Below are 15,687 nucleotides of genomic sequence, written 5' to 3'. Positions count from 1 at the left end.
AACAAATTTTTTTCTTGAAATGGTGATTTATATTTAATTTTCAAGGTTATTAGTTTTTTATATTCTGTTTATTAGTATAGAATCTATCTTTCAATAGAACATATAAGTTCCATAATTAACAAAAAAATAATGTTAATATTAAATGGATCATTATTGCTTATTATTTTTATTTAAAGATTAATTGAGTTTTATACTTTGTTTTTCCCACATAGACTTATAAACAGAATCTTTAGATATAAGTTCATTATGATGACCTTGCTCAATAATTTGTCCATCCTTCATTACTAAAATAGTATCTGCATTAGAAATAGTACTCAAACGATGGGCTATAATAATCATAGTTTTACCTTGATTTCTAAATTCTTGTAATGTGTTTTGAATGACTAGCTCTGATTCAGTATCTAATGAAGAAGTTGCTTCATCCAATATTAAGATTTCGGGATTTTTATATAAAGCTCTTGCAATAGCAATTCTTTGCCTTTGCCCACCTGATAGTAGGGCTCCATTTTCTCCTAAATAGGTTTGGAAACCGCTGGGAAGTTTTTCTACAAAACTTAATATTCCAAGTTTTTTAGTAATATCTAAAATTCGTTGTATATCTGGAAAATCTTCTCCTAAAGCGATATTTTCGATCACATTTCCTGAAAATAAATCTATCTGTTGCGGAACTACGGACACTAAATTCCTTAAAGAATAATTGGAAATATAATTAATATCATAATCTCCAATCATAATTTTACCTGTTTTAAGCGGATATAAATTTTGGACTAAAGAAGCTAATGTCGTTTTACCACTACCACTTTCTCCAACAATAGCTATTGTTTCTCCTTTTTTTATAAGACAATTAAAATTTTTAAAAACTTCTGTTCGACTACCATAGCTAAAACTTACCTCTTTAAATTGTATATCACCGATATTTTCTTTTGTAAGGTCTAGCTTTTCGGTATTTTCCTCACGTTCCAAATCCATGATTTCAAAGAGTCGGTCGGCAGCTATTAAAGCATTCTGAATAGTTTTGTTCATTCCAATTAATTGCGAAACTGGATTGGTGAAATATCCGATTAAAGCATAGAAAGATAATAACTCTCCAGGAGTAATAACTCTATCAATAACATAACCTGAACCTGCCCAAAGCAATATAATAGTAAATATTCTCGATAAAAATTCTGATGAGTTTCCTGAAAATAATGCATTCATTACCGAAGAATAAATAGTCTTCAATAATTTTGAAAAAGCATTATCTGTTTTATTATTGGCAAAAGTTTCTACACCAAATTGCTTGATGGTTTTTACAGAAGTGATGGACTCTACTAAATGGGATTCCAGTTCCGCACTTTCTTCCATTAGTTTTCTTTCTACTTTTTTATTGAGTTTATTAGTTATCCAATAAACTAAAAAATAAAAAGGAATCACAAACGCAGTAATTAATGCCAGCTTCCAATAATAAGTGAACATTAAAGCAAATGAAAAAATAATGATAAATAGATTTACAAAAATCTGTATCGAAACATCATTGATAAACGTTCTTATTTTAACAGCATCATTTACCCTTGAGATTATTTCCCCCACTTTCATCGTGTCGAAAAAACGTTGTGGAAGTTTTAACAAATGTTTATAATAACCGAGGATAAGATGCTTGTCCATTTTTTGCCCAGTTTGCAATACCAAGACACTTTTCATGGCTCCAATAAAAATTTGAAACATCAATATTACAATCATTCCTACAGAAAGTAAATTTAGTAACCGTTTGTTCCCATCAATAAGAACATAATCTGTTATTTTTTCAATATAAATAGAGGTTGATAGTCCCAAAATAGTATATATCAACGCTCCAATTAAAGCCTGAATTAAAATACTTTTATGTGGTTGAACTAAGTTCCAGAATCTTTTGTATAGGTTTGTTTTTTCATTTCTTTGTTCAAAATACTCATTAGGTTCCAATAGAATAAGAACACCTGTCCATATTTTTGAAAACTCTTCTATTTTGTAATCTTCCAATTTTCCTCTTGCAGGATCCATCACCGTGATTTTATCTTTTGTAACTTTGTAAATGACTACATAATGATGCATTTGTCCGTTAACAATAACATGAGCAATAGCTGGTAATGGAAGTTCCGGTAACACATCAATAACACCTTTTACCCCTTTCGCATTGAAGCCCATTTGTTCCAACCCTTGTATTAAACCTAACACATTTGTACCTCTTGTATCAGTATGACAGATCTGTCTGATCTTGGCAATCGGCATTTTTAAGCCGTAATGAAGGGCAACGGAAGCAAGGCAGGCAGCACCACAATCTTTAATATCGTGCTGTTTGATCAGTATATTTTTTTTCATCATTTTAATTTTGGATTAAACCAATCGTCTATCCGATCGAATAATAGCTGCCATAATGTACGGTCGACAAGATGGAAACGAGCTGTAAAAGTCATTCCCTTATCAATTTGTCCTTTGTATCCGTTTTTCAATTGTAAATAATTTTTATCCATTTGGCAGAGGACTCTGAAAAATGCTTCTCCGGTTTGCTCATTAATTTTAATATTTTGATCTATTTCAGAAACCTTGCCTTCTAATAATCCCCACTGGTTATAATTATAAGTATCGATTTGGTATTTTACGTTCTGATTGGTATGAATAAAGCCTATATCTTTTGGTGAAATTAAACACTCTGCAACTAGGGAAACTTCCGGCGAAATTTCTGCTATAATTTGTCCTTGTGTTAGGAAATTATTTTTTTGTATTCCAGAGAAATTAACAAGTCTTCCAGAAATTGGAGCCGTAATGATATAATTTTTTTGCTCTTGAATAATACGTTGCACTTCCGAATCTAAAGAACGGACTTGCCTTTCAACCTCTCTTTTTTGTGTTTGCCATAGAGCAATCTGCTGTTCTCTTATTCCTGAGATTTGTCTTTTAAAGCCTTGATAATCGTAATAATATTTATCATATTCTGCTTTTGGAATTACACCTTGATTATAAAGAGCTGAAGCTCTGTCGAAGTCTTTCTGCGCCAATGATAATTGTGTCTGTACTTGGGCGATTTTTTCTTGCATTGCAGATAGTTCCCTTTGATATTGTCCTGTTTGCAATCCTGAAACTTGTCCTTTTGTAAGCTTATTCAAATCCTGCAATTGCACTGAATAATCTGAACTCTGGCCATTTTGCAGATTTTTCTGAGTATCTAGTTGTTCTGCTGTAACAATAAGCAAAGTATCGCCTTGCTTTATTTCCTGATTATTTTTTTGTAATTGAGTATAAATTACTTTCCCTGATATAACAGCGGAAATTTTAGTGTTCTCCTGAACAGATCGTATTATACCTCTTGAAGAAGAGGATATGGGTACGGAAATGATAGGTAAAGTGCATAGGAAGATAATTATAAGAATTAAAATTCCTATATAAATTGATTTTTTGAACATTGAAAATTAAAATTAGTTTACAAATAGAAACCCATATAAATTATAGAGTGAATGTAGAAGAACTGTTAATATGAATGCTGTAAGTTCATTTTTAAGTTTAAATACTTTGACGTATAAAAAGTTAAGAGCAAGACCACTGAAAAAAACCATGACTACATAACTCCAATGATACCAATGAAGTTGTGAAAAAATGAAACTCATAATAAAAATATTTAAATTATCATTTTTAATTTTAATCCCTCTTAAAAATTTATATAATAAGAGTTGGCAGAAAAGAGTTTCCATAACTGGAGCAAATATAACAGATATAAAAAACATTTCGTTTTTGGAAAAATCATCATATTTTTTATTCTCAAAATGAATAAAATTGTCACTTATAAAATTGAAAAAATATCCATTTAATATTGCATAAAGTAAAGAAAAAATGAATATTTTAAATAATTTTTTATTTTCTTGTGATAAAGCATATTTCATCATATCTAATTATAGTAAAAAGGCTGTCAAAATGACAGCCTCATTTATATTAACTAATATCCAACACCAACGTGGCTAGCTGAACTTGCTAAAGCTACCTGAGTCTGATACCATTTGACTGCACCACCTACAGTATACATAACCCAATACCATCCAGATTCACCGCCAGAAATATTTCTCATTTGAGTTTCATTTAATGACTCAATTTTTATATTATTTAAATTCATTTTTTTTAATTTAAAAGATTGATTAAAGATTTAATAATTATAGGAGAATACTTCATTACAGAAATTGTTAATATGAAAATAAGTAAAAATATCATAACCTTTTTTTTAGTAATATTATTGTTGTTTCCTTTTAACATCTCCTTTATTTTAGTTGTTTATAAATAATTTAATATTAATGTCTTGGCTTTACACCATTATAGCCATCACTGAAGCCTTCTCTGATATCTCCAACGTTTTCCCAAGCTGACCATGCAAGACCAACTAAAACTGGAATGATCCAACCTCCTTCAGTTTCTTTTAATTCTTGAGTATTAAGTTCTACTAGATTTAAATTTTTTAAATTCATTTTTTTAGGTTTTTTAAAATTAATAATATTTATTTTGTCATACAATCCCTGACATAGGAGTTTTGCTGATCAGCTTTTATATCATTTTTTATACTGTACACATATAAAAAATAAAATGGTTGTGTTTTTACCCTGAGCAAACTTACAGAAGAAGGTGGTATGAAAAAAATAAATGAATTCTATATTTATAAATCTAGAGCTATGTATTTATAAAAATATAGTCATTAAGGATTTGATTAATATATAGTTGTATTGTTATTTGAAACTGTTTGCTTTTCTATCTCTTTAATGTAGATAGAAAGAGTAGTGCCTGTTTTTTTCTTGAAAGCTAATGAGAAAGCCTGTTCATTATTGTATCCTAATTCATCTGCAATGACGGATAATTTATAAGATCGGAATTTTTTATCTTTTACGAGTTTATTTAATGCAAAGTCAATACGAAGATCATTCAGATAAGTAGCAAAGTTTTTCCCTTTCTGAGTATTAATGACATCGGACAGATAAGTTGTATTTGTTTTTATGCTTTTTGCTAAACTTGCTGATGTAATGCCTTTCTTCAGAAAGAGCTCTTTCATTTCGAAAATTCCTAATTCTTTTAAAATGTACTGAGTTACATCTTCTGGAGTAGTCTTTGATGTTTTGTCTTCTATCTTAGCTTTTTCTATTTCTTGAGGTAAAATTATCTCTGATTGTTCTTTTGGAGTTTCAAAATATCTTTGTTCAATAGAATTGATTAAATCCTGAGCAATTTTTCGATGCTTTTTTTCTGTTTTTTTAGATCTATAATAAAAGAAGGAAAGTAATAACAGAGATATTGATAGAAAGCCAATGGAAACGTATAGAGTTGTTTTCCTATTTTGAAGATCATTAATGATATCTTCTTTTTCCTGTAAGAGATTTGGAGTATCATATTTTTTTGGTAATTCTGTAGATAAATATTTGAATTGTTCATCTAGTTTTTTATCGACTTTTAAAAATCTTTCAATATAATATAATTGTTTTTCTTTGTCATTTTTTTCTTTATAATAATCTATGAGATAGATGTATACTTCTCTAAGTTGGGGGAAAGTCTTATTTGTTTTTTGTACATTAAAATCTAGTAGGCTAAAATATTGAACAGCTTTTTCTTTGTCTTTTAATCCATCATAGGATTTACCCAAGCTATATAGTGCATAATTTGCATTGTCATCATTAATACTATAAAAAAAATTATAGGCTTTTAACAATTCAGCTATGGCAGATCTATATTTTTTCTGTTTAAGATAGGCATATCCAGAAAAATAAGAATATTGATTAGCACTATATTTACTTTTACTTGTAAATGAGGATGTTAGTCCCTCTTTGATTAAAATATTAGCAGAATCCAATTTATTAAGTTCAATATAACAATAGATAAGACTTACACGTATTTGATTATGTTGGGATGCATTGGTAATATTATTGGATCCATGTAAGTAATACCTGAATGTTTTAGCGGCTTCTGTATATTTACCTAAATAATTATTTAAATAAGCAATATTTATATTAGCATATGCAATCTGTTTCTGATCTTTTCGCGCTTTTGCGTACTGTAAAGCTATAAGATAATTGTCTAATGCCTTCTTCAGGTAATCATTTTTAAAATATAAATTTCCTTTCATCAAATATGTTCTGGTAGGGTATAAGCTACCTTTTATATTTTTTGTGATTATATCTAAACTATCTATGTACTTTAAAGCTATTGGAAAATCTTCATTAAAATGTACTAGTATATAACCTTCTGCGATTTGGAGATTGTTTTTCTCCTTTTTTGCTTTTTGTAAATAGTATTTGGCGGTGAGTTTAGTTTTTAAAATATTATCATTTTCATAATATTCATAAAATTTATTTTTCAGTTTATCATAATCTAATGTTTTTAAGTTGTCAGTAGTCTTATTTTGCGCGAAAAATAAATTACTAATAAGTAGTAAAAAAAATTGTGTGTGCTTCATCATTTTGTAAATACGTTACAAAAGTATTTATTTTTTATATAAAATTATGCTTATACCAAATTAAAATGAATGTATGGTAAGTTGCTTTTAACTAGTTGTTTATGATTTTTTTATACCTATAAATTTACAAATCTATAGGTACTTTTTATGTACAGTTAGAGAAATATTACTTTCTTTGCATAAGTTTAATTAAAAACATATTATAATGAAAAAACAAAATCAAAACAAAAAGAAATTATCACTAAAAAAAATGCAAATAATGAAAATTAGTGGTATGAAAATAGTTATAGGGGGGAGCATTAATCCTATAGTAGATTTTAATGAAAATGGTGATCCTACTGACCCTACTGTTCATCAAACTATGGGGCAACAATAATCCTGATGTTCATGAAAGTAAGAATATTTATTATTATCTGTTTGTTGCCTATTTCTTTTAATGCTCAAAAAACAAATTTAGCAATATCAAAGCCGGTTGCGGAAGACTATTTTGGCATTAAAATAATTGATGATTATAGGAATTTGGAGAACCTAGATGACTCTCAGAATATTAATTGGATGAAATCTCAGACGGCTTATACTAATTCTGTTTTAGATTTAATTCCTAGAAAAAAATATTATTTAGAAAAAAGACTAGAGCTTGATAAAAGACAAGGATATTCAATATCTGATTTGAAAATAGTGGATAGTGATAAATATTTTTATTTAAAGAAAAAAGGTGATGAAAAAGTAGCTAAGGTTTACTTTAGAGAAGGATTTCAAGGAAAAGAAGAACTTCTTTATGATCCTATCAATTATAAAGATTCAGAGAGAAATCATGAGTTTGTTATCAATTATATAAGTCCGAGTTGGGATGGTAATCAAATTGCTATTTCTATGTCTGAAAAAGGTAATGAATTGGCAGATGTAATTATTATGGATGTCAAAACAAAATATCTTCATCCCGAGACGATTACTAATGCAGCTCCTGCTACTTTTGATGGAATTAAATGGATAGATGATAACAGTAGTTTTTTCTATGTAGCTTTTTCAACACTAGATCCTAAATCTAAGGATTTTTATAAAAATACACGAACCGTTTTATATAAGTTAGGAACAGATCCAAAAAAATCAGTTGATGTTTTTTCTGCTAAAAATAATCCTGATTTAGATATTACAGAAAGTCAGTATCCAATGATTTTAAGCTTTGATCAAAATGATCAGTATTATATAGGAATGATAGTTGATTTTCAATCTTTCAGAAAAACATTCATTATTAACAAAAAAGATTTATTAGCGGGTAAAAAAAATTGGAAACCATTTTCTGAACCAAGTGATAAAACTAAGAATTTAGACTTTTGGAATGATAATGTTGTCTTTCAATCCGCTTATAATTCGTCTCTTAATAAATTATGTAAAACCAGTATTGATAATCCAAATTTTAAAAAAGCAGAAACTTTAGTTCCAGAGAAAAAAGATGAAATTATTAAGAGTTATAGAATAACTAAGGACGGTATCTATTATACTACAACTAAAAATGGAGTAGAAGCTAAGCTATATTTATATAAAGATGGAAAAGATATTGCGATTACACTTCCTTATCCATCTGGAAGTATTGATTTACAATCTAAAGACGGAAACTCTCCTGATATTTGGATAACATGTTCAGGATGGGCGAATGAGGAGCAACGTTTTAAGTATGATGTGAAAACTAATACATTTAAACCGGAAAATTTAGGTCCTATTACAGAATATCCCGAATTTAATAATATAGTAGTTAATGAGATTACTATTAAAGCTAGGGATGGAGAAGAAATTCCAGTATCCCTAATATATAATAAAAACCTCAAAAAAGATGGTAAGAATATGATACTTATTGATAGTTATGGCTCTTATGGAATATCATACGCCCCATTTTTTGCTAAAATGTATTTATTATGGGTTAATCAGGGTGGGATGGTAGCTGTAGCCCACGTAAGAGGAGGGAATGAAAAAGGAGAAAAATGGCGCTTAGGGGGATATAAGGAAACCAAACCTAATACTTGGAGAGATCTAATAGACTGTACAGAATACCTGATAAAAGAAAAATATACATCAAAAAATAAAGTAGCTATTTGGGGAGCAAGTGCAGGAGGAATTACAGTAGGAAGAGCAATGACAGAAAGACCTGACCTTTTTAAAGCTGTTATTGCTGAAGTGGGTGCGCTAAATACTCTTCGAGAGGAAGCAACTCCTAATGGACAGCCAAAAGAATTTGGAAGTGTAAAAGATCCAAAGGAGTTTAAGGCATTATTGGAAATGGATGCCTATCATCATATTAAAAAAGGAGTGAAATATCCTGCTACATTTATAACAGGAGGAATAAATGACCAAAGAGTAATAGTTTGGGAACCTACAAAATTTGCAGCCAAACTAATGGCAGATAATGTTTCGGATAATCCCATATTACTAAAAATAGATTTTGAAGGAGGACACGTTGGTAATGTACCTGTAGCACAACGATACGCCAATTTAGGAGATATGTTTACCTTTGCCTTCTGGCAACTAGGTCACCCAGACTATCAACCAAAAGAAACCACAAAAAAATAAAATGTCCCGCTTTCCCTATAATTTCTTCGATGAGTATATATTTCGTACTCCTTTATTTTCGCGAAAAAACTTTAATGATCAGTTCAATAAAGAGGAATTATCGGAAGAAGAATTAAAAGAAATCTGTAGAGATTCTGTTTTTCAGGAAGCCATTTATTTGGCATCGCCTTATTTATATGAAGAGGTCAATCTTTGGTTGAATTCAGAAAAAGAACTTTCACCAAAACAATATCAAAAACTAATAAATACCATACTGAAATACTATGGCCGAATGAGTACACGCTGTACACCATTCGGCTTGTTTTCAGGAGTTGGTTTGGGGAAATTTGAAGATTCTTTGGAATCAAAAGATTTGGACTTGGACAAAATTCGGGATACAAAACTGGACATGCATTTTTTGGTAGGCTTATCAAAAAGTTTTACACTAATTCCCGAGATAAAAAATCAATTATTATTTTTTCCGAACAATAGTATTTATAAAATCGGAGACAAAATCCGTTATGTTGAATATGAATATAACAATGGAAAGAGACAATATATAATTTCTTCCGCTCCATTTTTAGATTATCTGGAAATGGTTTTACATTTTTCAAAAGAAGGTAAAACGATTTTACAGATTGCAGAAATTCTTGTAAATAATGAAATCTCATTAGAAGATGCCTCTGAATTTATTGATGAACTTATAGATAATCAGGTTTTGGTAAGCGAACTGGAACCAACTGTATCTGGAGATGATTTTTTAGAAGTAATAATTTCTGTCTTAAGAAGAATAGGCGCCGAAAAAGAAACATCAACTTTAATTTCAATAAAAGAAAAACTTTTAGAATTGGATTTACAAATTGGAAATCCAATTACATGTTATGCTGAGATCGAGAAACTCATTCAGTCTTTTCAAACAGAATATGAGCAGAAATATCTTTTTCAAACCGATTTATATTTTCAAAATAAATTTCAGCTTCCTAATCATTGGAAGAAAGAACTGAAAAAAGGCTTTAGTTTTCTTAATAAAATTACTTTGCTTCAAAAAGATACATCTCTTGAGAAATTCAGAAAAGCTTTTAATGAAAGGTTTGAAGGAGAAGAAATGCCTTTGTCTTACGTTTTAGATACCGAAGTTGGGATTGGATACCTGCAGGATATTCAGTCAAAAGGGGTTCATCCTTATTTAGATGATCTTCAGTTGCCATTTTCTAAAAATATTCAGGATCTTACGATTAAAATCAATCCGGTTCAAAAAGTCCTAAATGAAAAATTACAGGAAGCTTTGCTCGACAATCAATTTGTAATAGAATTATCCGATGAAGACTTTAAAGACTTTGAAGAAACTTGGGATGATTTACCCAATACAATTTCTTTTATGTCACAGATCATTTTAGAATCCGGACATGAGAAACTTGTGTTAGATGGAGGAGGAGGGAGCAGTGCTGCAAACTTATTAGGACGTTTTTGTTCTGAAAGATCTGAAGTGCAAAATCAGACAAAAAGAATCGTAAAAAAAGAAGAAGAACTAAATCCGGACTATATTTTAGCAGAAATCATTCATTTGCCTGAAGCCAGAATTGGAAATGTGATCAGACGGCCTTCTTTGAGGAATTACGAAATTCCTTATTTGGCGCAATCAATTTTACCAGCAGAAAGTCAAATTTCTGTTGATGATCTGTATATTTCTTTGAAGTATGATAAGCTTATTTTGCGCTCCAAAAAATTCAATAAACAGGTTAAACCCTATCTTACAAATGCTCATAATTATTATACAAATACTCTTCCGGTTTATCACTTTCTTGCTGACTTTTCTTCACAAAATGAAAGGACAAACTTGTATTTCAGTTGGGGAGGATTGGCTCAGCTCTATAAATTTTTACCAAGAGTAGAATATAAAAACATTATTTTATCTAAAGCTCAATGGACGATCAATGAAAAAGATATTCATACTTTACTTATATCAATTGATAATAAAAAAGAATTTTTAGATGAAATGAAAAATTGGAGATTGAAAAGAAAAATCCCGGAGTGGATTCAATGGGTAAAGCATGACAATACTTTAACGCTGAATCTGGATAATTATGACCTTGCCCAACTATTTGTGGAAACTGTAAAAACCGAAAAATCAATTATAATAGAAGAGTTTCTCTATAATGAAAATGATGAATTTATGCGTCAGTTTGTATTTTCAATGTATAAAGATAAGTAATGGAATGGTGAGAAAATTGAGTCCGGGAAGTAAGTGGTTGTACCTTAAAATTTATACAGGTGTAAAGACTTCCGATGTTCTTTTGGAAGAGGTAATTCAACCTTTGACCGAATTTTTTATTGAAAATAAATACATTTCGAAATGGTTTTTTATTCGATACAATGATCCAAAATCGCATTTGAGAGTTAGATTTGAGTTGTCTGATAATAATTATTACAGTGAAATTCTCGACAAGATCCAATTTACTTTTGAAAAATATATCAATTCAGGAGAAATTTCAAATTTTGTTATTGATACTTATAACAGAGAAATTGAAAGATATGGAATATCAACAATGGATGATGCGGAGTATCTTTTCTATAAAAACAGTGATTTTTTTGTAAAAGAATGTCTTCATTTAGATGATGAAGATAAAATAATTCTCTCACTTTTTTATATTGATAAGATATTAGATCTTCTAAAACTGTCTATTAATGAAAAGTTGTTGTGGATAAAAAATTCAAATGATGCTTTTAAAAGAGAATTTAATGCGGATAAAAAACTGAACAGTCAGCTTGATAAAAAATACAGACTTTTCAAACCTAAATATATTGATTTTATCGAATCTGAAGAATATCTGGATTTTAGAAAAAATACTGAAGCTCATATTTTAGAACTCGCTCCAACTTTAGAAAATATCATTTTGAAGAATTCTTCTTTACAGGATTTTTTTCAGAGCATTTTTCACATTAATATAAACAGGATGTTTGTTTCGAATCAACGATTATTTGAAATGATCATTTATGATTATTTATTTCGATATTATAAGACAATTTCTTTTCACGAGTTTAAATAATTTGGGTTCGATATTTTAAATAATTCAATTTACATTTTTATTTTCGAAACGTTATTTTTGATTATGTCTCAATTTGAGAAATGATAATTTTCCAAACAAATGTTAGGTTTATTATTATTTTTAAGTTAAAGTTTATTTTTAACTAGTATTTTATTATTTATTTAAAGTTTTAATCATAATTCATTAAATTGGGACGTGAACTCAAGTGAACTTAAAAAGTCATAAAGTTTTCATAAATTTTAAAAAAAGAAGGGAAATGTTTTTGTAATTCTAAAATATATTGTACTTTTACAACGCCTTGAATGAGGGAACAAGTCAAGGTAATAAATTTTTTTTCATCATTTGTGTTTTTAGAATCGTATCGCCTGATACGATTCTTTTGTTTTATGGCTACTTTTCATAATTTAATAATAAATCTATAAAGTAAGAATAAGTTACAGATCCTTCCTGCTGATTACTTTTTAAGAACAGATTATTGGTAAATCCGAAGAAATCATCCAGCCAGCCTTGATGTCTCATTATAAAACTCTTCTCATATGATCTGTCTCTTTTCATTCCGGCAGAATAATTCTTCAGAATAGACTTCACAAATTTGGGATCGTTTTCAACAATATATCTTAAAAGGCTTTTTAACGTAAAATATTCCGTGCTGTATCTCAGTTCTAAATTTTCAGATTTAATTCCAATTAAATATCCCACAAAATTAGCTTCCTGCTCTCTTGCGAAACCTAATTGATGCGAACTTTCATGAGCGGAGGTAAAAGGGATGAATGTAGACGGTAATTCGGAGTTGTATTGTGCTTCTGCAGTGAAAGGATTATAGTAGCCCAGAATGCCCGTAAAACTCATCACATTCTTAAATAAGCTTGGTTTAAATGAGTTAATCTGAGGCGCTTTCTTATCCGAAATATATTTTGGAAGTTTTTCCTGCTGAAAAAGTATTTCTTTTTGAATCGCTTTTAAATCTTTCACAACGAAAATTCCATTTTTGTCTTCCTCTACAAGCTGTCTTGTTGCTTTGCATTTTTCAAGATATTGTAAGGCTAAGATTTTTGCTTTTCCTAAAGTTGGTTCTTTCTGACTTGATAACTTCTTAATAATCGGAGTTTGAAAATATAACATTCCCCAAAATATCTGATAAGTAAAATAAAAGATATTAATAACGATTAAAAGTCTTAAAATAGAACTGCTTCTGCTTTTTTTCTTAAATATCTTGATAATCGAATACAAAAGAAATGCTCCTAATATTATATAGAATAAATCTCCAAATGAAAAAGGAATCCAGAAAAATACTATTTGATGAAGACTTTTCTGAAACTCAAAAAAATGGTCGAAAAACGAGATCATCATTTTAGATCTCGAAAAAACATAGAACAAAAGAATTTGGACAACTAAAATAGCTGTCCAAAATGTCTTTTTCTTATATATTTTTGTAGTGCTGTTAGTGACCACTACCTTTTGATATTTTATCTAAATCAATTCCCTGAGCCTTTAAAATTCCACTCACACGGATCGCGTAGAATGCTAAATAAGCAAAACAGATAACGCCAACAATATAACTTGTATGAATGTCTGTTAAATCAGCTACATATCCTTGAGTAAGACTTACAATTCCACCTCCCATAATCATCATGATTAATAATCCTGAACCTTGGTTAGTGTGTTTTCCTAGTCCATTGATCGCAAGAGCGAAGATACAAGGCCAAAGCGTAGAACAGAATAATCCAACACTTGTAAATGCGTATACAGAAACCATTCCTGTAGTAAACATACCGATTAGTAGAGCTGCAATACCTGCAGAAGAGAAAATAAGCAGCATTCTTGCCGGATTTCCTTTACTCAAGATATCACAAATGATCATTGCGATAATGATAAGTCCGTAAACATAGAAAGGAGCTAAATCGTGATGCGCAATAGCATTAACCAATAAGAACAATGCAAAAGCCAAATACGGAGCCAAAAATCGTAAGATCTTTTTGAATCCCGCGCTAAAATCAAATGCATCTACAGCACCGGTCCAACGTCCGATCATCATCGAAGCCCAATATAAAGAAATGTAAGGAGCAACGTCTTTGGTTGCAAAACCTAAATCTTTTTCCATATACGCAGGTAAATTACTTGCAGTAGAAACTTCTACACCTACATAAACAAATATAGCGATCATTCCTAAAATCAACTGAGGATATTGTAATGCCGACTTTCTGTGTTCTCCTGGAACAGAATCGTCAGTGTTTTCAATATTAGTAGGAGTAATTGCAGGAAGTGATGAGAATTTCAGTAAAAAAGCAACAAGTGCGAACGCTGCTCCTAAAATAAGATAAGGTACTTTAACACTTTCTATGCTCGCCTCCGTATTAGCTGCACTTGCAGAACCGAAAATAGCAAAAGAAACGATAAGCGGACCTATTGTAGTTCCTAGGTTGTTAACACCCCCGGCCATTGTTAATCTTTGAGATCCCGTTTCAGACGGACCAACCTCAATAGCTAACGGATTCGCTACAATTTGCTGTAAAGAGAACCCTAATCCAACAATAAACAATCCGGAGATCATTAATGGGAACGATCCCATGTTGGCTGCCGGATAAAACAATAATGTTCCTGCTGCAGAAATAAGGAGTCCTACTATTAGACCGTTTTTATAACCGATTTTATTAATTAAATCTTGTTTCAATCCTTTTGAAACTGCCATATAAATTAAAGAACCTACCGTATATGCGACGTAGAAACAGATCTGGACGAGCATACTTTCGGTTTGTGATAAATTGAAGGCTTTTTTAAATACCGGGATCAGGATGTCGTTACTTGCAGCGACGAAGCCCCAGAAAAAAAACACAATAACTAATGGCAGGAATTGCCCCCAATTAGTTTGTTTAGAATAATTTGACATGTTTGTTAAAGATTTCTTAATAACAAATATAATTATTTCTTTTAAATAGAACGTTCTAGCAAGGTTTTTTTTATTTCGTCAAACGCTTCTGTTTTCAGGTCTTTTGAGGAGGTTGAAGAGTCTAAAATTCCGTTAAAATAAACTTTTACTTTACCGGGATGACCTTTTGCATTATCAAACGGAAAAATTTCCTTTAATCCGATGAAAGTATAGATTGCGATAGGTGACTCATGTTTTGAAGATAATGTAAATGCGCCGTCTTTAAATTCATCCAAAATTACAGAAGTGTCATCCGGAACACCTCCTTCCGGGAAAATAACGATGCTGTTTCCTTCTTCCATTTTCTCAGCACATCTGCGATAAACATCAGCTCGGCTTCTTGGGCTGCTTCTGTCTACCATCACACATATCCTTTTATATATGGTTCCAAAAATTGGAATTTTCACTAATTCTTTTTTTCCCACAAAGCAAACCGGATGTTTGGAACATAAAATACACATCAGCATAATATCCATAATAGAAGTATGGTTGGATATGAAAACGTGGGGTTTATTCTTATCAGGTTTTTGGTCAGAGAGATTGATGACTTCGTATCTTAGACCCATTCCGTAGAACATAGCGTAGCTCCAAAGTCGTATGAATTTGTAGGCATATTTATAATGTCTCTTATTAAAAGATAAAATATAAACAGGTATTCCGAAAATAACTGTTAAAACAAAGGCTAAAATAAGCAGCCAGAATCTCCAGAGATAATTTAAAATCTTTACCACAAA

General features: G+C 30.3%; 13 protein-coding genes. 4 read left to right on the top strand and 9 right to left on the bottom strand.

From position 1 onward, the window contains the following. Positions 1 to 177 precede the first annotated feature (177 nt). The 6 genes from AC1Q7L_RS21745 to AC1Q7L_RS21720 all read right to left on the bottom strand — a co-directional run bounded on the left by AC1Q7L_RS21745 (position 178) and on the right by AC1Q7L_RS21720 (position 6,436). Complete coding sequence (locus tag AC1Q7L_RS21745) at positions 178 to 2,337, bottom strand: peptidase domain-containing ABC transporter (RefSeq protein ID WP_492308022.1); 2,160 nt, start codon at positions 2,335 to 2,337, stop codon at positions 178 to 180. Beyond that, a complete protein-coding gene (locus AC1Q7L_RS21740; protein WP_492308023.1) occupies positions 2,337 to 3,419 on the bottom strand; it encodes an HlyD family secretion protein in 1,083 nt (360 codons plus the stop codon). Before AC1Q7L_RS21740 ends, AC1Q7L_RS21745 begins: the two co-directional genes overlap by 1 nt. 12 nt (positions 3,420 to 3,431) lie before the next feature. Then, entirely contained in the window at positions 3,432 to 3,893 is a 462-nt protein-coding gene (locus AC1Q7L_RS21735) for a CPBP family glutamic-type intramembrane protease (protein ID WP_492308024.1), read from the bottom strand. Positions 3,894 to 3,946: 53 nt separating this feature from the next. Further along, positions 3,947 to 4,120, bottom strand: a complete 174-nt coding sequence (locus tag AC1Q7L_RS21730) for a hypothetical protein (RefSeq protein WP_492308025.1) — start codon at positions 4,118 to 4,120, stop codon at positions 3,947 to 3,949. Between the two features lie 172 nt (positions 4,121 to 4,292). Beyond that, positions 4,293 to 4,511, bottom strand: coding sequence for a hypothetical protein (locus AC1Q7L_RS21725; RefSeq protein WP_492308026.1), 219 nt, complete (start codon positions 4,509 to 4,511; stop codon positions 4,293 to 4,295). Positions 4,512 to 4,702: 191 nt separating this feature from the next. After that, positions 4,703 to 6,436, bottom strand: coding sequence for a helix-turn-helix domain-containing protein (locus AC1Q7L_RS21720; protein WP_492308027.1), 1,734 nt, complete (start codon positions 6,434 to 6,436; stop codon positions 4,703 to 4,705). 205 nt (positions 6,437 to 6,641) lie between these two features. On the opposite strand from AC1Q7L_RS21720, the gene AC1Q7L_RS21715 reads away from it, so the two are divergent. Genes AC1Q7L_RS21715 through AC1Q7L_RS21700 form a run of 4 tightly spaced genes read left to right on the top strand, consistent with a single transcriptional unit; the run spans position 6,642 to position 12,027 of the window. Next, on the top strand, positions 6,642 to 6,812 hold the full coding sequence (locus tag AC1Q7L_RS21715) for a hypothetical protein (protein WP_492308028.1): 171 nt from the start codon (positions 6,642 to 6,644) through the stop codon (positions 6,810 to 6,812). A gap of 11 nt (positions 6,813 to 6,823) precedes the next feature. After that, the gene (locus AC1Q7L_RS21710; protein WP_492308029.1) at positions 6,824 to 9,001 is read left to right on the top strand and encodes a prolyl oligopeptidase family serine peptidase; all 2,178 of its coding nucleotides are present in this window, start codon (positions 6,824 to 6,826) and stop codon (positions 8,999 to 9,001) included. 1 nt (position 9,002) lies between these two features. Beyond that, entirely contained in the window at positions 9,003 to 11,192 is a 2,190-nt protein-coding gene (locus AC1Q7L_RS21705; RefSeq protein WP_492308030.1) for a lantibiotic dehydratase family protein, read from the top strand. Positions 11,193 to 11,196: 4 nt separating this feature from the next. Beyond that, entirely contained in the window at positions 11,197 to 12,027 is an 831-nt protein-coding gene (locus AC1Q7L_RS21700; RefSeq protein ID WP_492308031.1) for a thiopeptide-type bacteriocin biosynthesis protein, read from the top strand. A 390-nt stretch (positions 12,028 to 12,417) separates the two neighbouring features. Here AC1Q7L_RS21700 and AC1Q7L_RS21695 read toward each other — a convergent pair whose 3' ends face one another. The 3 genes from AC1Q7L_RS21695 to AC1Q7L_RS21685 all read right to left on the bottom strand — a co-directional run bounded on the left by AC1Q7L_RS21695 (position 12,418) and on the right by AC1Q7L_RS21685 (position 15,684). Next, a complete protein-coding gene (locus tag AC1Q7L_RS21695; RefSeq protein WP_492329398.1) occupies positions 12,418 to 13,374 on the bottom strand; it encodes a DUF3810 domain-containing protein in 957 nt (318 codons plus the stop codon). A 94-nt stretch (positions 13,375 to 13,468) separates the two neighbouring features. After that, on the bottom strand, positions 13,469 to 14,914 hold the full coding sequence (locus tag AC1Q7L_RS21690; protein WP_492308033.1) for an MFS transporter: 1,446 nt from the start codon (positions 14,912 to 14,914) through the stop codon (positions 13,469 to 13,471). A gap of 41 nt (positions 14,915 to 14,955) precedes the next feature. Continuing rightward, entirely contained in the window at positions 14,956 to 15,684 is a 729-nt protein-coding gene (locus AC1Q7L_RS21685; RefSeq protein ID WP_492308034.1) for a lysophospholipid acyltransferase family protein, read from the bottom strand. Positions 15,685 to 15,687: the final 3 nt, after the last annotated feature.

This window comes from Chryseobacterium sp. GW823-FHT05E08 (genome assembly GCF_058795655.1).
Note: the sequence above shows the minus strand (reverse complement) of the source record. Positions and strands in the feature narration are given on the sequence as shown.

Excerpts from the sequence above, each read along its gene's own strand:
- AC1Q7L_RS21745 (WP_492308022.1), bottom strand. The coding sequence starts at position 2,337 with ATGAAAAAAAATATACTGATCAAACAGCACGATATTAAAGATTGTGGT.
- AC1Q7L_RS21740 (WP_492308023.1), bottom strand. The coding sequence starts at position 3,419 with ATGTTCAAAAAATCAATTTATATAGGAATTTTAATTCTTATAATTATC.
- AC1Q7L_RS21735 (WP_492308024.1), bottom strand. The coding sequence starts at position 3,893 with ATGAAATATGCTTTATCACAAGAAAATAAAAAATTATTTAAAATATTC.
- AC1Q7L_RS21730 (WP_492308025.1), bottom strand. The coding sequence starts at position 4,120 with ATGAATTTAAATAATATAAAAATTGAGTCATTAAATGAAACTCAAATG.
- AC1Q7L_RS21720 (WP_492308027.1), bottom strand. The coding sequence starts at position 6,436 with ATGAAGCACACACAATTTTTTTTACTACTTATTAGTAATTTATTTTTC.
- AC1Q7L_RS21715 (WP_492308028.1), top strand. The coding sequence starts at position 6,642 with ATGAAAAAACAAAATCAAAACAAAAAGAAATTATCACTAAAAAAAATG.
- AC1Q7L_RS21710 (WP_492308029.1), top strand. The coding sequence starts at position 6,824 with ATGAAAGTAAGAATATTTATTATTATCTGTTTGTTGCCTATTTCTTTT.
- AC1Q7L_RS21705 (WP_492308030.1), top strand. The coding sequence starts at position 9,003 with ATGTCCCGCTTTCCCTATAATTTCTTCGATGAGTATATATTTCGTACT.
- AC1Q7L_RS21700 (WP_492308031.1), top strand. The coding sequence starts at position 11,197 with ATGGTGAGAAAATTGAGTCCGGGAAGTAAGTGGTTGTACCTTAAAATT.
- AC1Q7L_RS21695 (WP_492329398.1), bottom strand. The coding sequence starts at position 13,374 with ATGATCTCGTTTTTCGACCATTTTTTTGAGTTTCAGAAAAGTCTTCAT.
- AC1Q7L_RS21690 (WP_492308033.1), bottom strand. The coding sequence starts at position 14,914 with ATGTCAAATTATTCTAAACAAACTAATTGGGGGCAATTCCTGCCATTA.